Here is a 21,934-nt window from a genome sequence, read left to right as displayed (position 1 = left end):
AGACGGGGCAAAAGTCACGATGGCGACGTGTGACGCCAAGAGGACGGCGAAGCCGATCGGGTGGAAGAAGCCGCTGTCGCGTCTGACTCGGGAGAATGACGGCTCGGTTGCTGTGATCTTCGGGCTGTCGGCCTCCGTCCTGATCGGCCTAGTCGGAGGCGCGATCGACTATGCCAAGGTCGTCTCCGCCCGCACGCATCTCCAGAGCGCGGTCGATGCCGGCGTCCTGGCCGGCGGCAATGCCCTCAAACTCGTCGTCTCGAGCACCGACTCCATCGTCGGCTTGACGACCCAGACGATCCAGGCCGAGGCGAAAGCCGGTCCCGACGCCGAAGTCTCCATTCAGGTCAGCGTTGCCGGCGACAAGACAAGCGTCGAGGCGCGCGCCGAACAAGTCATCAAGCTCACCTTCGGGACGTTCGTCGGCATGGCGTCGATACCGATCTCCGCGCGGGCCCGCGCGAGCGTCGTCGGCCGGATGCGCCTGTGCATGCTGGCGCTCGACCCCGCCGCCTCCGGTGCGTTCAACCTGGAGCGCAACGCACAGGTCACGGCCTATGACTGCGCCCTTTACTCGAACTCCACCAGCAGATCGGGGATGGTCGGTCGCGACGGCGCGCTCGCGCGGGCCCAGACGATCTGCTCCGCGGGGGGATTCAAGGACGACCGGGCGAATTTCACGCCCAACCCGCAGACGAGCTGCCCCGTCATCCAGGATCCGCTCCGCAACCGCCCTGCCCCGCCGGTCGGGAGCTGTGTGAACCTGCCTGAAATCCTCCACCTCGCCGATGCGCTGACGGGCAAGAGCAAGGGGGTCAACGTCGTCTCGCAGACGGTCACGCTTGATCCCGGCACCTATTGCGGGGGCCTGCACATCACTAAGGATGCCGTCGTCACCCTGCGGCCGGGCATCTACGTGATGAAGGACGGCCCGCTCATCGTCGACAAGAAGGCGACGATGACAGGCAGGGATGTCGGCTTCTACTTCACCGGCAACAACACCGGCCTGCTCTTCGACAAGAAGACCACGGTCGAGCTCTCGGCGCCGACGACGGGTGCGATGGCCGGCCTCCTGATGGCCGAGGACCCGTCCGTCACCCTGCCGCTCGATCCGGCGCTGGCCGTCGATCTGCTCCTCGGCGACGTGATCACGCCGACGCCCCCGCCGCTCGGGGCGACCAAGCCGATGCGGATCTACCGCATCATCAGCGACAACGCCCGCACCATGCTCGGGACGATCTACCTGCCGGCCGGTCGCCTCGTGATCGATTCGAAGCGGCCGGTGGCGGACCTCTCCGCCTACACCGTCGTCGTGGCCCAGCAGATCAACCTCTACGAGGGCCCGAACCTCTACCTCAACGCGGATTACAACCGCTCGAGCGTTCCGGTCCCGAAGGGGGTCGGCCCGATCTCGGGGCAACTCGTCATCAGCCAGTAGCATGCATGATGGGGGCCGGAGCACCGATCCGGCCCGCCACGAGCCCCTTGCCGTGAGACCTTTGCCGCGAGACCCCTTCCGTGCGTAGCCCGCTCACGAACCCGATCCGCTCGCTGTCCGGTCGGCTCGCGCTCGCCGTGGCCAGCGCCGTGGCGATCGCCCTCCTCCTGTTGACCGGCCTGTCGACCTGGCGCGAGGTTGAGCGCTACGCCGCGGCCAAGCGCGAAGCCCTGCGGATGACCGCGCAGATCCTGGCCGCGAGCGCCGCACAGGCCACGGCCCAGGGTGACGAGGCGGCGGCGCAGAGCACCCTGCGGGCGATCGCCCACGGGCAAGCCCTGGTCTATGCCGCGGTCGAGCGGAGTGAGGGCGAGATCCTCGCCGAGCAAGGCATCGGCCTGCGGCTCTCGGACGACATCGACCTCGATCGGGGCACCGTTTCGCCCCTCGATCTGATGACGACGCGCACCCTGCGCGTCTCGGTTCCGATCCTGGAGAACGCCCGCCCGATCGGACGCGTCGTCCTGGTCTCGGACAATCGCGACCTGGCCGAACGCATCACCGAGGTCGGCCTCACGGCGGCGCTCGCCGGGCTGCTCGCCCTGGCGCTCGGGCTCGCCGTCTCGATGGGGCTGCAACGCAGCGTCACCCGGCCGCTGGCGGCGCTTGCCCGGACCATGGACGGAATCCGCCTCGGCCACGACTATTCCCGCCGCGCAGAAGCCGGCAGCGGCGAGGTCGGCGCGTTGGCCGAGAGCTTCAACGACCTCCTGCGGGCCGTAAACGAGCGCGACCAGGCGATCGCGCGCCACAATGCGGGCCTGGAGGAAGAGATCCGGCTGCGCACCCACGACCTGATCGAGGCCAAGCAATCCGCCGACGAGGCCAACGCGGCCAAATCCATTTTCCTCGCCACCATGAGCCACGAGATCCGCACGCCGATGAACGGCATGCTGGTGATGGCCGAGCTCCTCGCCTCGGCCGATCTGCCGCCGCGCCAGCAGCGTTATGCCAAGGTCATCGCCCGCTCCGGCCAGTCCCTCCTCGCGATCATCAACGACATCCTCGATTTCGCGAAAGTGGAGGCCGGCCGCCTGGAGGTGGAGCGCATCCCGCTGAGCCCGCGCGATGTCGCCGACACCGTCGTGACCCTCTTTGCCGAACGCGCGGCGTCCGCGGGTCTCGACCTCGCGGCGCAGATCGACGGTGACGTGCCGCGCACCCTCCTCGGCGATCCGGTGCGGCTCGGGCAGGTGCTCGGCAATTTCGTCTCGAACGCTCTCAAGTTCACCGCCGCCGGCCATGTCCTCGTGCGGATGGAGATGGAGCGGGAGGCCTCCGGCCCGGTCCTGCGCATCGCCGTATCCGACACCGGCATCGGCATTCCGCAGGACCGGCTGGCCGGGATCTTCACCGCCTTCACTCAGGCCGACCAATCGATCGCCCGTCGCTTCGGCGGCACCGGGCTCGGCCTGTCGATCGCCGAGCGCCTGATCGGCGCCATGGGGGGCCGCGTCGGCGTCGAGAGCCGTGTCGGCGAGGGCTCGACGTTCTGGGCGCGCATCCCGGTGGAGGGCGCGGAAGGGGCCGAGGCGCCGGTCCGCCGCGCGCCCGCCGTGCCCGCCGCCATCCGCTTCGGTGCGGTCGGCGCCGCGACGCAGGCCGCGCTCGCGGCCGATCTTCGGGCCGCCGGCTTCCATCCCGCGCCATCCGGGGACGGTCACTGGATCGTCGAGGCATCCGAATTGCTGGCGAGCGGACGTCGCCCCGAGGGCGCGGGCCGCGTCATCGCCCTGGTGCCGATCGGCGACACGTCCGGTTCCGGGCTCATGCGAGCCGGCCTCGCCGATGCCGTGCTGCGCCGTCCCCTCGCCCAGGCCGAATGGCGCCCGCTGCTGGCCGCCCTGGCCCAGGGCGCGCCGCTGGCCGTCGAGGCTCCGGAGGCGGACGCGGGTGCCGCGGCCGCCCTGCCCTCCTTCGCCGGGGCGCGGGTGCTGATTGCCGACGACAGTGCCGTCAACCGCGAGGTCGCGGCCGAGGCGCTCGGCCGCTTCGGCATCCACGACATCATCTGTGTCGAGGATGGTGGGGCTGCGGTGGAGGCCGCCGCCGCGGGCCGCTTCGATCTCGTCCTGATGGATGGCAGCATGCCCGTGCTGGACGGCTTCAGCGCCGCTGTCGCCATCCGCGCTCGGGAGGCGCGGGACGGGACGGCGCGCGTGCCGATCGTGGCGCTGACCGCCCACGTCGTCGGCGACGGCGCCGAATCCTGGCAGGCGGCCGGGATGGACGGCATGCTCGCCAAGCCCTTCACCCTGGCGCAACTCGGCGCGCTGCTGGCGCGACACCTTTCGGCGGCCGAGGGCGATCGGGAGACGGTCGTGCCGGAGGCGCCGACGCTGGCGGCTTCGGACGATGCGCTGCTCGACGAGCCGACGATTGCCAACCTGGAGGAACTCGGCGACCGGGATTTCCTGGAACGCATCCTCCGGCTCTACCTTGCCCAGGCGCCCCAGACGCTTCTGGACCTCGAGGACGCCCTGGCCCGCGCCGACGCGCCGGCCGCGGCCCGCGCCGCCCACGGTCTCAAGTCGATGAGCGCCAATATCGGTGCGGTGCAGGTCAAGGATCGCGCGGGCGCGATCGAGCGGGCGGCGCGCGACGGCCGCTTGGATGGCAACCCGGATGGCAACTTGGATGGTAATTTGGACGGCCTGGCCGACGCGGCGTCCGGCCTGGACGACCTGCTCGCCCGCACCGTGAGCGCGCTGCGTCTCCGCTTCGGCGTGCCGGTCGACGAGAGTGGCGTGGAGGGCGGAGACGATGCCACCGTTTGCAGGCTCGCCGTCGGTTGAGTGTCGAGCGGCTGGGGATGGACAGGTCTCGTTCCCGGTATCAACCGCTGTATGAGCGCGATGAGCTGCGACCGGCTGCGCGAATGCGCCGGCCCGGCCCTGTACGGTTTCCGGGTTCGCTTATCAGCGCCCCGGAATGACGGCGGTGGGTGCCGAACCGAAGCGATCAATCGGAAACCGTATGGTACGGTCGCCGCTTGATTCAAGCGGGGATCGGATCATCAAGCCCTCGCGGCGCTTAAGCGAAGCCAAATCCGCCATCCCGAAGTATCGATCGGATTTGGTATGAGACCAGCGCGCGCGGAGCCCTCGGCGACGCACCCGCTCAGGGAGCGCATTTCTATCTAGGCAGCCTGCGTCGCCGCGGCGGGCTCGCGGCCGAGATCGAGAAATGTCTGGACGGCGCTCCAGCGGCTCAGGAACACCTCGACGATGCGCGGGTCGAAGTGAGAGCCGGCATTCTCCTGAAGATGGGCGCGGGCGCGCTCCGGCGACCAGGCCTGCTTGTAGGGACGTGCGGTCGTCAGCGCGTCGAAGACGTCGGCCACCGCGACGATGCGGCCGGACAGAGGAATGGCCTCGCCCTTCAGGCCGTAGGGGTAGCCGGCCCCGTCCCAGCGCTCGTGGTGGCTTCCCGCAATCTCGGCGGCGAGCCGCATGACGGGTGAGTCGCTGCCGCTCAGGATGCGTCGGCCCCGGTCGGCGTGCTGCTCCATCTCCCGGCGCTCCTCGGGCGTGAGGGCGCCCGGCTTGAGCAGAATGGCGTCCGGCACGGCGATCTTGCCGACATCGTGCATGGTCGCGGCCAGGCAGATCTGCCGGGTGTCGGCGGCGGACAGGCCCATCGCCTCGGCGATCAGCCCGACATAGGCGGAGACCCGCGCGATATGGTCGCCGGTGTCGGAATCCCGGTGCTCGGCGGCGCGCATCAGGGTGGAGACGATCTCGCGCTCGCGCTCCTCGACCATCGCCACCGCCGCCGCGATCTCGCGGGCGAGCTGCGCGGCGTGGTCGCGCTGCGCCCGGTGGGCCTCCGAGAGGGCGAGCAGGTTCGTGACGCGGGCACGGATCTCGACCGCGTCGGCGGGCTTGGTGAGGAAGTCGGTGGCACCCGCCTCCAGCGCCTCGCGGCGCAGGCTGCGCTGATCGTGGCTCGTGACCATGACCGTGGGCACGACGGCGAGACCGGGGACGCGTCGCACCGCCCGGATGAACTCGATGCCGTTCATGCCCGGCATCTCGTAGTCGGTGATGACGACGCCGATCTCGCAGGCACGGCTCTCGGCAAAGGCGAGCGCCTCCGCCGGCACGGTGAAGGCGTGCGGCACGCATCCGGCCAGCGGCCGCAGGGAGGCCACCATCACCAGGTTGTTCATCTCGGCGTCGTCGAGGACGAGAGCGAGCATCGAGTGGTGTCCCAGGCCTGTGTTCGGTCCCCCATGCCCAGCCCGGTGCTCTGACGGCGACCCTATGGTGGACAGAGCCACTAACGCCGCTCTCCCTTGCCGAAACGTGAAGGCGGCTCCTCTTCCGCACGGGAGGCCGCCAAATCATGCATCAAAGTTAGCAAAGGATGGTTCCGGTTCGGGCCCTCAGCGCGACAGGAACAGCGGGACCGGACAGCTCCGCAGCAGCGAGCGCGTCACGCCGCCGAAGAAGAACTGGCGCGTGCGCGAATGGCGGTAGGCGCCCATCACGATCATGTCGGCCCGAAACAGGCCGGCCTGCGACCGCAGGGTGTCCCCGATCGAGCCGGAGACGGGCAGGTCGTTGACGATGACGTTCACCCCGTGCCGGGCGAGATGAGGCGCGAACTCGGCACCGGGCACGGCGTCGCGGATCTCCGCCGCGTTGCCGACGGTGACGATCTCCACCGCCTCGGCGGCGCGCAGGATCGGCATCGCGTCGTTGGCGGCCCGCGCCGCCGGGGCGCTGCCATCCCAGGCGACGATGATCCGGCGGCCGGCGAAGACGGCGTGTCCCGGCGGGACCGCGATGACCGGGCGGCCGCTCTCGAACAGGGTGGCTTCGAGCGCCTCGCGGTCGAGGTCGCAGGTCCAGATCCCAGCATCCAGGATCGCCAGATCGTGCAGGCGCGCCTGTTCCGCCAACCGGCGGATGACGGCCGGATAGGGCAGGCTCGGCGTCTCCGTGGTGCAGACGACGCCCGCCATCCGCGCATCACCCGCGGCGCGCTCCGCGATGGCGCGGGCCAGAGCGTCGAGGCGGCGGTCGATTTCCGCGACGCTGCCGTCGTCGAAGCCGCTGATCCAGCGGTCGTCGCCGGAGAGACGCCAGGAAGCCGATTGAAGGGTCAGGTGGGCGCCCGCGGCCTTCGCCAGCGTCAGGCCGTAACCGATGGCCGACGAGGCCGTCTCGCCCTCGTTCTCGACCGCGATGCCGATGAGGACGTCGCGGATGCCCGCGAGCGCGGACGAGGCCTGTTGGGACATGGCTGGGACTCCGATCTGAAGCGCCCCATCGTTGAATGGACCGGAACCGGTTGGCCTTGATCCAGCGCAAGGGCGATCCGTGAGCGGCTCGCTCCGCTGGCGCGCAGTCATCGCCAAGACCTATTCACATAGCAAAAGTTGTGCTGAGACAATCTTTATCGGAATGCATGGCCGAATTTCGGCATATGATGCCTTTTCATGCAAGCAAGAATTGCGTAAATTTTATCAATGCGCCTTTCGTTTTCATGGGTAATGAACGGAAGTGCTGGCAGTATTCTATCAAATGACACGATTGGCTTTGGCTTCGTGTGGCAATGAGCTTTGTGTTCCGTGTAGCGACTTCCGGGATGGAATCGATGACGCTTCCTGCTGTGGCGTCCGATACGGCTCAGGTTAGCGATGAGGGTCTGACCGTCGAGGATTTCCGGCAGACCCTTCATGAGGTCGGCGTCTGCCTCTGGTCCCTGGATATCCCGACGGGCCGCGTCACCGCCTCGCAGGGCTGTGCCTGCCTCTTCGGCATTCCGTCCGACCAACTGACGACCTTCGCCGCCACCCAGGACCTTGTGCATCCGGACGATCGCAGGGCGCGCGCCGCGGCCATCGAGAGCGTGCTGCGGGCTGGCGGCAGCTACGAGGTCGATTACCGCGTCAGGCCGCCGAACGGGCGGGGCGGCTGGCTGCGCTCGCGGGGGCAGGTGCATCTCGATGCCGAGGGGCGGCCCCGCCGGCACCGGGGCGTCGTCTTCAGCATCGATGAGCAGAAGCAGGTGGAGGCGGAATTGCGCGCCCGCGAGGCGCATCTGCGCTCGATTCTCGACACCGTGCCGGAGGCGATGGTGGTCATCGACGAGGCGGGCGTGATCCACTCCTTCAATCCGGCGGCCGAGCGACTGTTCGGCTACGCGGCCGACGAGGCGATCGGGCAGGATGTCGGCCTCCTGATGCCGGAATCGATGCGGGACCAGCACGATGCCGATCTCGCGCGCTATCGGCAGACGCGTCAGCGCCGCGTCGTCGGCACCACGCGGCAGGTGACGGGCCGGAAGCGCGACGGATCGACGTTTCCGATGGAGATGGCCATCGGCGAGATGAGTTCGGGCGAGCAGGTCTTTTTCACCGGCTTCATCAGCGATCTCACCGAGCAGCGGCGGACCGAGGCGCGGCTCCAGGAACTCCAGTCCGAACTGGGACACGTCTCCCGCCTGAGCGCCATGGGCGAGATGGCGACGACGCTCGCGCACGAACTGAACCAGCCGCTCGGCGCCATCAGCAACTATACCAACGGCTGCCGTCGCCTGCTGGCTCAGCCCGACCCCGAGACGATCGCCAGGGCGCAGGAGGTTCTCGACAAGGCGTCCCAGCAGGCGCTGCGGGCCAGGCAGATCATCTCCCGCCTGCGCGAGTTCGTCGCCCGCGGCGAAACCGAGAAGCGGGTCGAGCCGGTCGCAACGCTGATCGAGGAGGCCGGCGCCCTGACCCTGCCGGGTGCCGGCGAGCAGGGGATCACGGCGCGCGTCGTGCTCGATCCGCGGGTCGGATCGGTGCTGGCCGACCGGGTGCAGGTGCAGCAGGTTCTGGTCAACCTGCTGCGCAATGCCCGCGAGGCGATGCAGCGCAGCAGCCGGCGCGAGCTGACCGTCGAGACGCGGCGGGTCTCGCCGGAATGGGCCGAGATCGCGGTGTCGGATACCGGCACCGGCATTGCGGAGGAGGTGGCGGACCGATTGTTCCAGCCCTTCGTCACCACCAAGGCCGCCGGGATGGGCGTCGGGCTCTCGATCTGCCGCACCATCGTCGAGGCGCATGGCGGCCGCCTCTGGGCCGAGGGCAATGCCGCCGGTGGCGCGACCTTCCGCCTGACGCTGCCCATCGCGCCCGAGGGAGAACCGTGATCGATGGCGCTTGCTCTCGCTCCCGCCCCCGTTCCCGCTCCAGCCCTTGTGCACGTGGTGGACGACGACCCTGCCATGCGGGACTCGGTCGCCTTCCTCCTCGACACGGCCGGCTTCGACGTGCGGCTCTACGAGGCCGGAGCGGTGCTGCTGAAGCGGCTCGCGCCAGCGGTCAGCGGCTGCATCCTGACCGATATCCGCATGCCCGGCCTCGACGGGCTGGAGCTGTTCCGCCGCCTGCGGTCGGCCGGCCACACGCTTCCCGTCGTGATGATGACGGGGCACGGCGATGTGCCGCTCGCGGTGCAGGCGATGAAGCTCGGCGCCTGCGACTTCATCGAGAAGCCGTTCGACGGCGAGGCGCTGCTGCAGGCGCTGCACGCCGCCCTGGAGCGCGGCGGCCATAGCGGGACGGCCGACCCGACCCTTCAGGAATTCGTCCGGCGGCGGCTGACGCTGAGCGAACGAGAGCGTCAGGTTCTCGATCATCTGGTGGCCGGCGGCACCAGCAAGGAGATCGGACGCATGCTCGACATCTCTCCGCGAACCGTCGAGATTTACCGGGCCAAGGTCATGGCCAAGACGCGGGCGGGGAATCTGCAGGAACTGGTGCGCTGGGCGGTGCTGGCCGGTTGCGCGTAAGCGTGCCTCGCAAAGCTTCCGACCACCGTCGTTCTTCTCCTGGCAACGACGGCGCGACGGGAGTTTTTCCGAGAGACAGTCAGGCCGACTTGAGGTCGATCAAGGTGGACGGTGGGGCGGCGCCCATGATGGGGGCTCGACCCGCGTGATTCTCGCAGCCCCTCGGGCCGACCGATGCCGCTGTCTCTCCCAAGCCTCATCTACGTCGTGGACGACGACCCGGCCGTCCTGCACTCGACCTGCTTTCTCCTGGAGAGCGCGGGGCACCGGGCCGCGGCCTTCCCCAGCGGGGAGGCCTTACTGACCGCCTTTTCCGGACCGAGCCCGGCTTTCGTGCTGCTCGATCAGGTCATGCCGGGCATGGACGGCATCGAGGTGTTCGGCCGCCTGCGGGACCTCGATGCCCGCGTGCCCGTCATCCTGATCACCGGGCATCCCAACCCGTCCATTCGCACGAGGGCCCGCGCGGTCGGGATTGCCCTGGTCGAGAAGCCCCTCGCCCTCGAGGATCTTCCGGGGCTGATCGCCGCCGGGAAGCGCTCGGGAGCAGCCATGGTCGACTGAGGCACAGCCCGCTGCGGGACTTCGCGGGCGCAGCGGCTTGCGCGGATCGGCCCAGGGCGCAACGTGGGGGGACACGGCGTGCGCCTTCCCTGATCCGGCTGATCGCGGAAGCTGACAGGCGGCGCGGCGCAGGGCGTTGATCTTGCGCAACCCATCCCGAGCGAGGTGCGGTCGCGCTGGGATTCCCCGGCGGAAGCGGGATGTCTGGTGTCACCGCACCGGATGGCGCGCCCGGGATTGCGGCGGCGGCGGGCTTACCGAGCATCGTCCGGGCCGAGCCCCTTCTGCACCTCTACGTAGTTGTGCGTAAGAAAAGCCACTTAAGAGAGTGTCCTGAATATCGTCGGCACGAGCGCGGGGCCACTCTTGCTCCATCGAGACGGACGAGGAGCGAACCGATGGGCATCAAAGCGACGCCGAGATCGACCCCTGCCGCCGCGCGCTCACGCACGCCGCGGAGCATCCACGCAAGCGGCCATCGAACCGGCCTCTTCGCCGATTGCCCCGACCTCATCGGCACGCCCTTCTCCTATGCCCGCGAGGAAGAGATCTACGGCGAGGGTGAGGAGGCCGAGTTCGTCTACCGCGTCGTCGAGGGGGCGGTGCGCTCCCACAAGGTGCTGAGCGATGGCCGGCGCCAGATCACCGGCTTCCACCTGGCCGGCAGCCTGTTCGGCTTCGAGCAGGGCGAGGTCCACTGGCACACGGCGGAGGCCCTCTCGGACACGAGGGTGCTGATCTTCCAGCGCCGCCCGATCGAGCGGGCCGCCACCCGCAGCGCCGAGGTCGCCTGCCAGCTCTGGAGCATGGCGACGGCCAACCTGCGCGATGCCCAGGATCTGACGCTCCTGCTCGGTCGCCGTTCCGCCCAGGAACGCCTCGCCGCCTTCCTGATCGAGGTCGACGGACGCTTCGGCCGCACCGGGACCTTCGCCCTGCCGATGACCCGGCGCGACATCGCCGATTACCTCGGCCTCACCATCGAGACCGTGTCCCGGACCTTCTCGCAGCTCGAAGAGGAGGGCGCGCTGCGGCGCGCGGGCGGCCGGCAGATCACCCTCCACCGGGCCCGCCTGCGCCACGTGGTCGAGACCTGAGCGGCCCGGCGGCGTTTTCGGACGCCGCCGCCGCGGTCAATGAGCGAGGAACAGCGGCACCGGCGGGCGTGTCAGGAGGGCGTGCGTCACGCCGCCGAGGAACCACTCCTTCAGGCGCGAATGCCGGTAGGCGCCCATCACCAGCATCTCCGCCCTGAACAGGCCGACCTGCCGTCTCAGGGTCTCCGCGGCATCGCCCTCGACCGGCACGTTGGTCACCGACACGGTCACGCCATGGCGGGCGAGGTGCGGCGCGAATTCGGCGCCCGCGACCGTGGTCGAGAGATCCTTCTCGCCGACCACCGACACGATCTCGACCGCCTCGGCCGCACGCAGGAACGGCAGCGCGTCGTTGGCGGCCCGCGCCGCTTGGGCACTGCCGTCCCAGGCCACGATGATCCGGCGGGCCGAGAACACATCGCACCCCGTGGGCACCACGAGGAGCGGCCGCCCGCTCCCGAACAGGACCCCGTCGATCAGGTCGCGGTCGAGATCGACCTCCCGCGCTTCGGCGTCCAGAATGGTCAGATCACTGAGCCGGGCGCGGGCGGTGAGCCGTCCGACGAGCTCCGGATAGGCCAGCGCGGGCACCTCGATCGAGCAGGTCACGCCCTCCAGCGTAGCCTCCGTCGCGGCGCGTTCGGCGATTGCCCGCGCACGGGCGCTCAGGCGCCGGTTTTCCTGCGCGATCAGGTCGTTGACGAAGCCCCATCCCGAGCCGCCGACGAGCGTCAGGCGGCGGGCGGCCGATTGGACGGTGAGGTGGGCGCCGCTTATCCCGGCGAGCGACAGGGCGAGCCCCAGCGCACTTGCCGTCTCGTCGCCGCGGCCCTCTTCGGTCAGTCCGACGAGGATGTCGCGCAGGCCCGCGAGGGCGGCGGACGGTGGGTTCGGCATTGTCTTCCTCCGAGGCGAGAACGGCCCGGAGAGTGCCGCACCGATGGCAGGTCGCCTTGATCCAGCGCAAGTCCGGCCTCAGCGGCGAAGATGGGCGAAGACCGGCGGAGGGGGCCGTCCCTCGGCGCGTCCGGCCGGGCCCTGCGGAGCCTCGATCCCTCACTCGATTCCGCGGGCCGGCCAGGCTGCCGCGGGTCGGCGCCCGCAGCCTTGAGGTGGATCAAGGCACCGCGTGCCCGACGCGCCAGGATGCTCCTGTCATCCAAGGACGGGAGCGAACGATGAGTGTGGTGCTTCAATCCATCGACATCGAGACGGTGCGCATCGTGCGGGTTCCAGCCGGATCGGGACCCCGCGACGAGGCGGTTTCCAGCACCGGCGCCCGGCTTGCCAATCCGTCCGCGGCGCGCGTCGTCACGAACATCGCACGCTACCACACCATCCCCAGCCTGCAGGCGCTCGCCCTGGCCGCTCTGGCCTCGGCGGTGACGCCGGCGCTGATCTGGCTGGTGCTCTGACACCTGAGCGCGCTGTCCGACGAAGTGGAGGCCGATTCGTCGAGAGCGCGCGACATAAGGACCGAGAGCCGTGGAGCTGATGCAATCAGGTCGGCGGCTCGAGACACTTCGCAGCGAGGAGGCGGGAGATGGACGACGTCACCGTGCGCCAGCACGTCCTCGACGAACTGGAACTCGCGCCGATGATCGATGCGGCGCAGATCGGGGTTGCGGTCGAGAACGGTGTCGTGACCCTCAGCGGGCATGTGCGGAACTACGCCGAGAAGGGGATCGTCGAGCGGGTCGCCCTGCGGGTTCGCGGCGTCCGCGCCGTGGTCGAGCAGATCGAGGTCCGCTATCCGGACAATCCGCGGATCGGCGACGAGGCGCTGGCCGACCGCTGCGCGCGGGTGCTGGAATGGGACGTGCAGATCCCGGAGCGATCCGTCTCGCTCAAGGTCGAGCGCGGCTGCGTCACGCTCCAGGGCAGCGTGCCGCACTACTATCAGAAGGCGGCCGTGGACAAAGCCCTGCGCCGCCTCGCCGGCGTCACCGACATCGTCAACCTCATCGCCGTGACGCCGCCGGCCGAGGCCACTGAGGTCGAGGCCCGGATCCGCGCGGCGCTGAAGCGGAGCGCGAAGGCGCCCGACACGATCCGGGTCCGGGTCGAGGGCGGTAAGGTGATCCTCGACGGCTGCGTCGATGTCTGGCGCGAGCGCGAACTGGCCGAGCGGGCGGCGTGGTCGGTCCCCGGCGTGTCCGCCGTCGAGGACCGTCTGACGCTCGCCTGAGGCGAAGCAGGAGGCTGGGCCCGCAGGCGAGCGACAATCTGGGGAGTGGTCATGACGATCCGCACCATCATGGTCTCGGTCGATCTCGGCGCCGCGACGGCGGACCGGGTCCAGCTCGCCGCGGGGCTCGCCGAACGCCTTCCGGCGCGGCTCATCGGAGCCGGCGCCTGCCGCGTCCCCAGCTTCCTGCCAGTGGGCGACATGCTGGCGGTCGAGCGGATCTACGAGGACGAGGAGCAGCGGGCACGCGAGCAGCTCGAAGGAGCCAAGGCGCTGTTCGAGCGCGAGGCGGGCGCCCTGCCCCGAACCGAATGGCGCTCGGCGCTGGCCGAGCCCCTCGCCTTCCATGCCGAGCAGGCCCGCGAAGCCGATCTCGTGGTCGTCGGCCGGCAGGGGCCAACGGACGGCGACCCGGGGCCGATGGCGGTCCCGACCGGCGCCGTGCTGATGGCGGTCGGCCGTCCCGTGCTGGTGGTGCCGCCCGGTCTCGAGCGGCTCGGGCCCGGATGCGCTGTCGTGGCCTGGAAGGACACCCGCGAGGCGCGGCGGGCCGTGCGCGACGCCCTGCCCCTGCTGAGCCGGGCGGATCGGATCTGCGTCGCCGCTGTGGGTCCCGACGCGCATCACGCGGGCGCCGAGGGTGTGGCGGCCTATCTCGCCGGGCACGGCCTCACGGCCACGACGCACCTGCTGCCGGACCCGGTGATCGGCGCGGGCGACGCGCTGCTGCGCTTTGCCGGGCGCGAGGGCGCGGACCTGCTTGTCATGGGCGCCTACGGCCACAGCCGCCTGCGCGAGTGGATCTTCGGCGGCGCCACCCGTGACATCCTCCAGACGACGCCGATCTGCTGCCTGATGAGCCATTGAGGCGCCGCCCGGATCGGTGTCGTCACGCTCCGGTGAGGCGCTGGCCGATCTCCTCGATCGTCAGCTTGGTCAGATCCTTGTCGATCTCCGCGATGACGGCGCGCTTCAGGCGGTCGGACAGCGCCTGCCGCAACGCGGCCAGCGTCCGCGGCGGGGCGACAACGACGAGGGCGGAGATCGCGCCGGCGACGCGGTCCAGCGCCGCGGCAACTTCCCCGGCGAAGCGCTGCTCGGCGATTTCGTGCCAGTCGGTCTGGGCGATGGCGCTGCGGTGCTCCCCCTGCCGGACGCGGGGCGGCCGGTCCGTTCCCTGCTCCCGCGTCGGCGGGTTGGGCGGGGCCTCGAACAGGTGCTGCACCTTCAAACTGAGATGCAGCGCGTGGCCCTCGTTGCGCAGCACCAGGGCCCGGCGGCCGTCGCCGACCAGGACGTATCCGCCGTGCGGGATCTTGAGGTTGAACGCCTCGGTCATCGGCGGACTCCGGGCTTAATGTGAATTCAGGCCAAGCGGATGGAATCCGATCTGCGACCGGATTCAGGCGTCCCTTCCGTGTGTCCGGCGGCCGCCCGCCGCCGGGGTCATCGATGATGCGTCAGCATCGTCGCTCGGTCTTATCCCAAATCCGGTTGATCCCTTCGGGATGGCGGATTTGGCTTCGGCGGGATCCCATCGCGCCGGCGCAATGGGTGCCCTCCTCAAGCGCCGCGCGGGCTTGCCGATACGCGCCCCGCTCTGATCGAGCGGCGACCGTCTTAGTGGCTCATCAGGCAGCAGATCGGTGCGCCGGCCAGCAGGTCGCGAGTGACGCCGCCGAAGACCCACTCGCGCAGGCGGCCGTGGCCGTAGGCGCCGAGGACGATCAGGTCGGCGGCCTGCTCGGACGCTGCCTCGATCAGCGCCTGGGAGGTCTCGGCACCGCCGGCCTCCCAACGCGTCGCCGTAGCGTCGATGTCGTGGGCCTGGAGGAACCCGACGACGTCCGCCGGGTCGTCCGTGCCCTGCCCTTCATCGATCGCCAGCACGACGACCCGCGAGGCCCGTGACAGGAAGGGCAGCGCGTCCCTGACCGCGCGGCGAGCCTCGCGGGTGTTCTTCCAACCGATCGCGACCCGCCGGGCGTCAAGGTGATCGATGCCGGGCGGCACCACCAGGATGGGCCGTCCAACATGCATGACGAGATCGCCGGGATCGACCGAGAACAGCAGGGGACCGGGCGGGCCCTTGCGGCCGACGACCACGAGGTCGGCGGCTGCCGCCTGCGCGATCAGGAACGGCAGCGGAAAATCGAGGTTCGAACGCCATTCGATGCGGCTTCGCCCGCCCGCCGCCGCTTCGAAGACGGCGTGCGCCCGCTTGAGGTCGTTCAGGATGACCTCGTTGTTGGCGGCCAGCGCGTAGGCGCTCGCCGGGATCGGGCCGGCGGGCGCGATGGCGTAGGATGCCTCCTCCGCCGCGACGCCGATCAGCCGGGCGCGGAAGTCGTCGGCGAGGTGCCCGGCGAGGTGCACGCGCTCGCGCGCCTCGGCCGCGAGATCGACGGCCACCATGATGCTGGCATAGGACATGGGAGAACTCCTGCCGCACGCGGTTGCGGGTTGGCGGGCGCCGCAAGGCCGGTGTCTCGGCCTCGTGCCGTCCGATCCGAGGCGCGGCATCGTCCCGGAGGGCGGTCGCCCACTGTCAGGGAAAAGACGATGCAGAGACAAGGGGATAGAGCATCGCCGCCGGCCGGGCCTTGATCCAGCGCAAAAGGTCCGGCCCGCGAAGGCCCGCCTCCCCGCGGCCGATGCGGCATCCCGGCCGCGGTCAGGGGGCCTTGATGTCGATGCGCTTCGGCTCGCGCGGCGTCAGCGCGGCTTTGGGCAGCGTCACGGTCAGGACGCCCTTGTCCATGCTGGCCTGGATATCCTCGGCCTTGATGCCCGCGGGCAGTTCCAGACTGCGCACGAAGGCGCCGTAGCTGCGCTCCGTGACCTTGCGCGCGCCCTCAGTCTGCTCCTTCTCCTGTCGCTTCTCGCCGCTGATGACGAGGGTGTCGTCGGCGAGTTCGACCCTGACGTCGTCACGCGCGAGCCCCGGCAGTTCGGCGGTGATCTCGACCTTGCCGTCCTTCTCGATGACATCCATGCGCGGCACCGCGCCGCCCTGGAAGAGCGGGAGGCCAAGGCGGAGGTCGCCGAGCATCGATTCCACGAGCGGATGCGAGGGGAGCGTTATGGCGCCCGGATCGGCCGAGGGGGTGTGGGAGCGGTGGCCGAGCGTGAGGAGCGATTTGAGATTCATGGATCATCTCCCGTCAGGCGGCTGCGTTCGGCCGCCCGGGAGAGTCTGCTGTCCTCGCGCCGTCTCGGCGTTGAGGTGGATCAAGCGCAAACGATCATGCCGTCGTGCCAGGACGTTTCCCGAGCCCGTCGGCGCGAGAGGCCGGCGTCGCGGTGCGGGCCGCCGTCCCCGTTCCGCTCGGGGGCGAGGCCGGCCGGTCGCCCACCACGTTGTGCGGTCAGGCCGCCAGTTCCTTGAGCCAGGACTGGAGAACCGGCTGCGGCTCGGCGGTGCGGCCCCAGACGGTGGCGCCGACCTCGGTCTCCCGCGGCAGGAAGCCGAACCGGCGCTTGAAGGCGCGGCTGAAGGTCTTCTCGTCGGAGAAGCCGGAGGCGTAGGCCACCGTCGAGACGCGGGGCCGTCCCGTCGGGCCGGGTTGCGTCAGCATCTTCATCGCCCGGAGCAGGCGCCGCTCGCGGATGAAGCGCTGCACGCCGCCCTCTGAGGCGAATTGCCGGTAGAGGGTCGCGCGGGAGAGGCCGAAATGCTCCGCGAGCGTCTCGGCATCGAGACGCGGCGAGCCGAGCTCCTTCTCGATGTATTGCCGGATCGTGATGCTGAGCTGCACCTCGCTCGCCGGCCGATCCGCGACCTGCCCGCGCAGGCAGGCGCTGCCGAGCATCGCGACGGCCTGGCTGATATGCGGGAGCTGATGAACGTCGAGCGCGTCGGCGCACTCCACGAGTTCGCGCACGCAGGTGAAGAACAGACGGCTGATCCGGTCGGTCGCGTAATCGAAGGCGTGGCCGTGCAGCGACTCGAGGTTGGGCACCTTGTCGATGATGAGGGCGCGCGGCAGGAGGACGTTGGTCGCGTGGGCCGGTTCGGCGACGATGGTCGCCGGCTGGGCGAGGTCGAACAGAACGCAGGTGTTGGGGCCGACATCCCTCACGCCCCAGGCCGCTTCGACCCGAGCGGTCCCGGAATGGTAGAACTGGATCAAAAGGTGGTCGAGACCCTGCTGCGCGACCATGCGCGGCGTCCGTTCCAGGATCTGCGCCGGCGCGAACTTCGCCGACGAGCAACTCTCCGAGATGATAGTTGTCCATCATGATCGGCTCGGACAACAGGCGTCCGCTCGGCAGGGTCGCTTGAAAGACCGGTGACATCGCCGCGATCCAGTCCGCACGTAGCGCGGCAGGATCCGCAGGTGCCTCGAAGCGGTCTCGAAGAATCCTCGACATGGCTGGCAAGTCTCTGAGAAGGAACGTCGCGGATCGTTTCAGGTTTGCGGCCGGATGCCGGCCGTGGCTCCGCGCCCGTCTTCGGCTCGGTGCGTAAATTGAGAAAACTCTACTCTGCTAAAGACCATAATGCGCTCTGATATTGCTTTATATATCAACTGAGATGACGAGATGGTACGGTTATACTAGTCGTTTGCAGCGCTTTCATTCGGTCTTTTAGGGACTACCGCCTGTCTCAGAATCGGACAATCGGGCGAATGCGTCAAATTTTGCGACGATCTTCGCAGTCTCGGCCTCCGGCCCGGCGCGCCGGGCTCGGACCCGAACGGCATGCGCCGGACAACGTCGCTGCGACGCTTATGGATGTGCCGGAGCGGGGCGCGGCCGGCAAATGCCGCGTGGGGAGACGGGTTGGAATTCTGAGACGAAATAAGAGTTCTTTGATATGATTTGCTTCATGAGAATGTTTTGAGACAAATATAGACAATCTTGAGACTTTGTGCGATGTAATCGATGGGGCTTCCGGAAAATACTTAGATCGTCATCAATTGCGCCGGGCGCTCGATCGCCTCACCGCCGCCACGCCGGCCTCAGAGGATCGAGTCGCCTCATGTCTTCCAGCATTACGCTCTCGGCCGCGACGCGGCAGAACCTGCTTCTCGCTCCAGGACACGGCGAGCCTGCTCGCAACGACGCAGAGCCGGCTCTCGACGGGCAAGAAGGTCAACTCGGCGCTCGACAACCCGATCAACTTCTTCACCGCGAGCAACCTGACGTCGCGTTCAGGCGACCTGTCGTCGCTGCTCGACGGCATCTCGAACGGTGTTCAGACGATCCAGGCGGCCAATACCGGCCTCTCCAAGCTCCAGAATCTCACGAGCCAGCTCAAGTCGACGGCGCAGCAGGCGCTCGCCGCCACCAATGCCTTCACCGCCAAGGCCACCTCGGTCTCGACGGCGCTTCCGGGCGCGACGGCCACCAATCTGCTGTCCACGGGCCCAACCTCGGCGCTCTCGGACAAGCCGGTTGGGACCCTCACCAACGGCCTGCCGACCGCCGCCGTCGCCGCAACGATGACGGCAAGCGCCGCCTACCAGCCGACCGCGACGGCCGCGACCATGCGCGGCGGCACCTTCACCGCAACGACACCGACCGTGGCCACGGCGGCCGGTACGGCCTTCGCGGCACCCGCCAACGCGGTCGCTGGCACAGTCACGAGCGACGCCTTCACCACGCTGACCACGAGCGCTTCGATCTCGGTCCAGATCGGAACGGCGACCGCGACCGTCGTCAGCCTGTCGACGGGCGACACCATCGACGCGGCGGTCACGAAGATCAATACGGCACTTGGAAGCAACGGCGCGTCCGTGAAGAACGACGGCAGCGGCAAGCTCGTCTTCACCGGCAAGTCGGACGGCTCGCTGCTGAAGGTGACGACCACGGCGCAGAACACCACCGCCAACGAGACCGGCTTCGCCACCGGCACGGCCGTCTCTTCGACCAACAACGTCGCGGCGCAGACCCAGACGCTCACCATCAACGGCACGCCGGTCGCCATTTCCGGAGGGTTGGCCGAGGCGAGTGCGGCCGACGTGATGGCCGCTGCGATCAAAAAGATCAACGATGCCACCACCAACACGAACGTGACCGCCTCGACCCAGACGCTTTCGGGCGGCGGGCAGGCGATCATGCTGACGGGCAAGTCCGACGGCACCAACTTCTCGGTCACCGGCGCCGCCGGGAACACGCTCGGCTTCGCCTCGACCCCGACGACCACCGCGAACGGTGCCCCGGCGGCGAGCCAGACGCTGACGATCAACGGCACGGCGATCACGATCCCGCGCACCACCACCGACGCGATCGGCGCTGCCGTCACGGCCATCAACGCGCAGACCGGTACCACCGGCGTCAGCGCCAGCAAGGATCCGGTCGACAATACCCGCCTGCTCCTGACCGGCAAGAGCGACGGCTCGGCCTTCACCGTCGCCTCGTCCAACCCGGCCTCCAGCGGCTTCGCGTCGGCGCCCACGAGTACCAGCCTCGCGGCGAGCGTCAGCGGCCTCTATACCCCGACCGGAACCCCGGCCTCGGCCAGCGGAACGACCTTCACGGCACCGGCCAACGCCGTTGCCGGTACGGTCACGGGCGGCGTCTACGGTTCGACCACCAGCGCCGAGACGCTGTCGTTCATGTCGGGCACCAGCAGCACGCCGGTCTTCACGGTGGCGCTCGCGAGCACCGACACGATCGCTTCGGCAATCTCGAAGATCAACACCGCCGGTGCGCAGTACGGGATCACGGCCGGCTACGACTCGACCAATACGAAGCTCAAGATCAACGGCAAGAGCAACGGTGACGCCGTCAGCGTGTCGAGCACCGGCACCAATGCCGGCTTCGCGACGAGCGCGAAGGCTTCGACCGACAACGCCGCGGCGCGGATACAGACGCTGACCTTCGGGACGCCCGGCACCAGCGCCACCACCAGCGTCATCATCAGCGGCGGCAATGCCGGTGACAGCGCGGCCACCGTGCTTGCGGGTGCCGTCGCGGCCATCAACGCCAAGACCGGTCAGTCCGGCGTCACAGCGTCGAGCGCATCGGACGGCGCCTCGGGCCAGAAGCTCGTGCTCAGCGGCGCGGCCAGTGGCACGGCCTTCACGGTCACCGGCGGCGCCAACACCACCCTGGGCTTCTCGACCAGTACGCAGACGATCAACAACGGCGTCGCGCCCACCGACCAGACGCTGACCATCAACGGCACGGCGATCACCATCATCGGCGGTTCGACCCAGGCCAAAGCGATCGCGGACATTAATGCCAAGACCGGGACGACGGGTGTCACGGCGACAGTCGACTCCAACAATGCCGGCAAGATCAAGCTGACCGGTGCCGCCGATGGGACGCCGTTCTCGCTCCAGTTGAGTAACCCGACCTCGAGCGGATTCTCATCCACGACGCAACAGGTCAGCAACAGCCAGGGAACGACCCAGACCCTGACGGTGAACGGCACCGCAATCTCGATCGCCGCCTCGGCCTCGATCGATCAGGCGATCTCTACGATCAACGCTCAGACCAGCAAGACCGGCGTGACGGCCGGCAAGGACGCGAACGGACGTCTGACCTTCACCGGAACCTCGGACGGGAACAGTTTCTCGATCCAGGGTTCGACCTCGAACACCCTCGGTGTCGCGACGACGGCGACGACGATCAACGGCACCTCGGACCCGACCCAGACCACGCTGATCTCGGCCCTCGGCTTCCAGGGCGGCGACAGCTTCTCGGTCAATGGCCAGACCGTGAATCTCTCGGCAACCGACACGATTGGCTCGCTCGTCCAGAAGGTCGGCGCGGCCACCAACGGCGCGGTGACGGCGAGCTACGACGCGGCGACCAACAAGTTCAGCTTCACCGCCGCCGACTCGAACACCGCGGTGCAGCTCGGCGACGGCTCGACCGCCACCTCGAAGGTGTCGAATCTCGGCTTCACCGCGACGAACTTCGCGGCGGGCGGCGGGCAGCCCGACTCGCAGAGCGCGCTCGCCGGCAAGTCGCTCACCGTCCAGGTCGGCAGCGGGGCGGCCATGAACACCGCCACCGTCACCTTCGGGAACGCGCCGGGCCAGATCTCGACGCTGGCCCAGCTCAACCAAGCGCTCGCCCCCGCCAACGCCCAGGCCACCATCGACTCGCTGACCGGCAAGATCTCGATCACCACCACCAACGATGTCGGCGCCCAGAACCTGTCGATCATCGCGAGCGGGACCGGCAACCCGTTCACCACCGGCAACGCCACGGCCAATCTCGGCGGCGACGGGCTCAACGCCCGCAACAACCTCGTTCAGACCTACAACGACCTGCTCAAGCAGATGGACCAGCTCGCCTCGGATGCCGGGTTCAACGGCGTGAACCTTTTGTCCGGCGACAACCTCACGATCAACTTCAACGAGAAGGGCTCGTCCTCGCTCAAGGTTCAGGGCAGCGCCACCAACGCGGCCAGCCTCGGCCTCTCGGCGGTGGGCCAGACCAACTTCCAGGAGAGCAGCGCCATCAGGAAGATCGTCGATCAGATCAACAGCGCCAGCAGCCAGCTCCAGTCGCGGGCGGCCGCCCTCGGCTCGAACCTCGCCGTGGTGCAGAACCGGCAGGACTTCACCAAGCAGATCATCAACGTGCTCGACACGGGCGCGGCCAACCTGACGAGCGCCGACCTCAACGAGGAGGCGGCCAACTCCCAGGCGCTCTCGACCCGCAACTCGCTGGCGATCTCGGCGCTGTCGCTGGCCAACCAGTCGCAGCAGGGCATCCTGCAGCTGCTGCGCTAGGCCGCGTGGACTCTTGGGGTTCACGGACGGGGTAAGCGGTGCTTCAAGGCTGTCTTTTGGAGGACAGCCTTGAGCGTTCAGGATCGCTTGGTTCTCAGCGACGCGC

The 21,934-nt window shown here is 69.0% G+C and carries 17 protein-coding genes; 10 read left to right on the top strand and 7 right to left on the bottom strand.

What is annotated here, in order from left to right; all coding sequences use genetic code 11:
* The first annotated feature begins 19 nt into the window (after positions 1-19).
* Positions 20-1,438 carry a TadE/TadG family type IV pilus assembly protein gene (locus MFF24_RS21315; protein ID WP_238227328.1) on the top strand — a complete coding sequence of 473 codons (1,419 nt, stop codon included), beginning with the start codon at positions 20-22 and terminating at the stop codon, positions 1,436-1,438.
* An 80-nt stretch (positions 1,439-1,518) separates the two neighbouring features.
* A complete protein-coding gene (locus MFF24_RS21310) occupies positions 1,519-4,293 on the top strand; it encodes an ATP-binding protein (RefSeq protein WP_238227322.1) in 2,775 nt (924 codons plus the stop codon).
* A 344-nt stretch (positions 4,294-4,637) separates the two neighbouring features.
* On the opposite strand, the gene MFF24_RS21305 is transcribed toward MFF24_RS21310, so the two are convergent.
* Both MFF24_RS21305 and MFF24_RS21300 read right to left on the bottom strand, forming a co-directional pair.
* Positions 4,638-5,699, bottom strand: coding sequence for an HD domain-containing phosphohydrolase (locus tag MFF24_RS21305; protein WP_238227321.1), 1,062 nt, complete (start codon positions 5,697-5,699; stop codon positions 4,638-4,640).
* A gap of 186 nt (positions 5,700-5,885) precedes the next feature.
* A complete protein-coding gene (locus MFF24_RS21300; protein ID WP_238227319.1) occupies positions 5,886-6,746 on the bottom strand; it encodes a universal stress protein in 861 nt (286 codons plus the stop codon).
* A 347-nt stretch (positions 6,747-7,093) separates the two neighbouring features.
* On the opposite strand from MFF24_RS21300, the gene MFF24_RS21295 reads away from it, so the two are divergent.
* From MFF24_RS21295 to MFF24_RS21280, 4 genes are all read left to right on the top strand, one after another.
* A complete protein-coding gene (locus MFF24_RS21295; protein ID WP_238227317.1) occupies positions 7,094-8,641 on the top strand; it encodes a sensor histidine kinase in 1,548 nt (515 codons plus the stop codon).
* A 3-nt stretch (positions 8,642-8,644) separates the two neighbouring features.
* Positions 8,645-9,283 carry a response regulator FixJ gene (gene fixJ, locus MFF24_RS21290; protein WP_238227315.1) on the top strand — a complete coding sequence of 213 codons (639 nt, stop codon included), beginning with the start codon at positions 8,645-8,647 and terminating at the stop codon, positions 9,281-9,283.
* A 174-nt stretch (positions 9,284-9,457) separates the two neighbouring features.
* Positions 9,458-9,847, top strand: a complete 390-nt coding sequence (locus MFF24_RS21285; RefSeq protein ID WP_238227307.1) for a response regulator transcription factor — start codon at positions 9,458-9,460, stop codon at positions 9,845-9,847.
* Positions 9,848-10,245: 398 nt separating this feature from the next.
* Positions 10,246-10,944, top strand: a complete 699-nt coding sequence (locus MFF24_RS21280) for a helix-turn-helix domain-containing protein (RefSeq protein ID WP_108941283.1) — start codon at positions 10,246-10,248, stop codon at positions 10,942-10,944.
* A 36-nt stretch (positions 10,945-10,980) separates the two neighbouring features.
* Here the strand turns inward: MFF24_RS21280 and MFF24_RS21275 are convergent, their stop codons facing one another.
* Positions 10,981-11,841 carry a universal stress protein gene (locus MFF24_RS21275; protein WP_166060223.1) on the bottom strand — a complete coding sequence of 287 codons (861 nt, stop codon included), beginning with the start codon at positions 11,839-11,841 and terminating at the stop codon, positions 10,981-10,983.
* Positions 11,842-12,122: 281 nt separating this feature from the next.
* On the opposite strand from MFF24_RS21275, the gene MFF24_RS21270 reads away from it, so the two are divergent.
* The 3 genes from MFF24_RS21270 (at position 12,123) to MFF24_RS21260 (ending at position 13,999) form a co-directional block, all read left to right on the top strand.
* Positions 12,123-12,359: a hypothetical protein gene (locus MFF24_RS21270; protein ID WP_108941281.1), complete on the top strand. Its 237-nt coding sequence runs from the start codon at positions 12,123-12,125 to the stop codon at positions 12,357-12,359.
* Positions 12,360-12,487: 128 nt separating this feature from the next.
* Positions 12,488-13,132 (top strand): BON domain-containing protein, encoded by a 645-nt coding sequence (locus MFF24_RS21265; RefSeq protein ID WP_133090262.1) that lies wholly within the window; start codon positions 12,488-12,490, stop codon positions 13,130-13,132.
* A gap of 51 nt (positions 13,133-13,183) precedes the next feature.
* Positions 13,184-13,999 (top strand): universal stress protein, encoded by an 816-nt coding sequence (locus MFF24_RS21260; protein ID WP_238227305.1) that lies wholly within the window; start codon positions 13,184-13,186, stop codon positions 13,997-13,999.
* A gap of 22 nt (positions 14,000-14,021) precedes the next feature.
* On the opposite strand, the gene MFF24_RS21255 is transcribed toward MFF24_RS21260, so the two are convergent.
* From MFF24_RS21255 to MFF24_RS21240, 4 genes are all read right to left on the bottom strand, one after another.
* The gene (locus MFF24_RS21255; protein ID WP_166060221.1) at positions 14,022-14,471 is read right to left on the bottom strand and encodes a host attachment protein; all 450 of its coding nucleotides are present in this window, start codon (positions 14,469-14,471) and stop codon (positions 14,022-14,024) included.
* A gap of 281 nt (positions 14,472-14,752) precedes the next feature.
* The gene (locus MFF24_RS21250) at positions 14,753-15,565 is read right to left on the bottom strand and encodes a universal stress protein (RefSeq protein WP_238227303.1); all 813 of its coding nucleotides are present in this window, start codon (positions 15,563-15,565) and stop codon (positions 14,753-14,755) included.
* Between the two features lie 241 nt (positions 15,566-15,806).
* Positions 15,807-16,283: an Hsp20/alpha crystallin family protein gene (locus MFF24_RS21245; protein WP_108941276.1), complete on the bottom strand. Its 477-nt coding sequence runs from the start codon at positions 16,281-16,283 to the stop codon at positions 15,807-15,809.
* A gap of 217 nt (positions 16,284-16,500) precedes the next feature.
* Positions 16,501-17,295, bottom strand: coding sequence for an AraC family transcriptional regulator (locus MFF24_RS21240; protein ID WP_238227300.1), 795 nt, complete (start codon positions 17,293-17,295; stop codon positions 16,501-16,503).
* Positions 17,296-18,054: 759 nt separating this feature from the next.
* Between MFF24_RS21240 and MFF24_RS21235 the strand changes: the two genes are divergently transcribed.
* On the top strand, positions 18,055-21,828 hold the full coding sequence (locus MFF24_RS21235; RefSeq protein ID WP_238227298.1) for a flagellin hook IN motif-containing protein: 3,774 nt from the start codon (positions 18,055-18,057) through the stop codon (positions 21,826-21,828).
* Positions 21,829-21,934: the final 106 nt, after the last annotated feature.

Source organism: Methylorubrum aminovorans (assembly GCF_022179725.1).
Taxonomy (GTDB): Bacteria; Pseudomonadota; Alphaproteobacteria; order Rhizobiales; family Beijerinckiaceae; genus Methylobacterium; species Methylobacterium aminovorans.
The sequence above is the reverse complement of the archived record's forward strand: the minus strand, read 5'-3'. Positions and strand labels throughout refer to the sequence as shown.

What these genes read in the sequence shown, in the direction of transcription:
- fixJ (WP_238227315.1), top strand. Translation starts at nt 8,645, where the DNA reads ATGGCGCTTGCTCTCGCTCCCGCCCCCGTTCCCGCTCCAGCCCTTGTG.
- MFF24_RS21280 (WP_108941283.1), top strand. Translation starts at nt 10,246, where the DNA reads ATGGGCATCAAAGCGACGCCGAGATCGACCCCTGCCGCCGCGCGCTCA.
- MFF24_RS21255 (WP_166060221.1), bottom strand. Translation starts at nt 14,471, where the DNA reads ATGACCGAGGCGTTCAACCTCAAGATCCCGCACGGCGGATACGTCCTG.
- MFF24_RS21295 (WP_238227317.1), top strand. Translation starts at nt 7,094, where the DNA reads ATGGAATCGATGACGCTTCCTGCTGTGGCGTCCGATACGGCTCAGGTT.
- MFF24_RS21270 (WP_108941281.1), top strand. Translation starts at nt 12,123, where the DNA reads ATGAGTGTGGTGCTTCAATCCATCGACATCGAGACGGTGCGCATCGTG.
- MFF24_RS21260 (WP_238227305.1), top strand. Translation starts at nt 13,184, where the DNA reads ATGACGATCCGCACCATCATGGTCTCGGTCGATCTCGGCGCCGCGACG.
- MFF24_RS21285 (WP_238227307.1), top strand. Translation starts at nt 9,458, where the DNA reads ATGCCGCTGTCTCTCCCAAGCCTCATCTACGTCGTGGACGACGACCCG.
- MFF24_RS21265 (WP_133090262.1), top strand. Translation starts at nt 12,488, where the DNA reads ATGGACGACGTCACCGTGCGCCAGCACGTCCTCGACGAACTGGAACTC.
- MFF24_RS21305 (WP_238227321.1), bottom strand. Translation starts at nt 5,699, where the DNA reads ATGCTCGCTCTCGTCCTCGACGACGCCGAGATGAACAACCTGGTGATG.
- MFF24_RS21250 (WP_238227303.1), bottom strand. Translation starts at nt 15,565, where the DNA reads ATGTCCTATGCCAGCATCATGGTGGCCGTCGATCTCGCGGCCGAGGCG.
- MFF24_RS21245 (WP_108941276.1), bottom strand. Translation starts at nt 16,283, where the DNA reads ATGAATCTCAAATCGCTCCTCACGCTCGGCCACCGCTCCCACACCCCC.
- MFF24_RS21315 (WP_238227328.1), top strand. Translation starts at nt 20, where the DNA reads ATGGCGACGTGTGACGCCAAGAGGACGGCGAAGCCGATCGGGTGGAAG.
- MFF24_RS21275 (WP_166060223.1), bottom strand. Translation starts at nt 11,841, where the DNA reads ATGCCGAACCCACCGTCCGCCGCCCTCGCGGGCCTGCGCGACATCCTC.
- MFF24_RS21240 (WP_238227300.1), bottom strand. Translation starts at nt 17,295, where the DNA reads ATGGTCGCGCAGCAGGGTCTCGACCACCTTTTGATCCAGTTCTACCAT.
- MFF24_RS21300 (WP_238227319.1), bottom strand. Translation starts at nt 6,746, where the DNA reads ATGTCCCAACAGGCCTCGTCCGCGCTCGCGGGCATCCGCGACGTCCTC.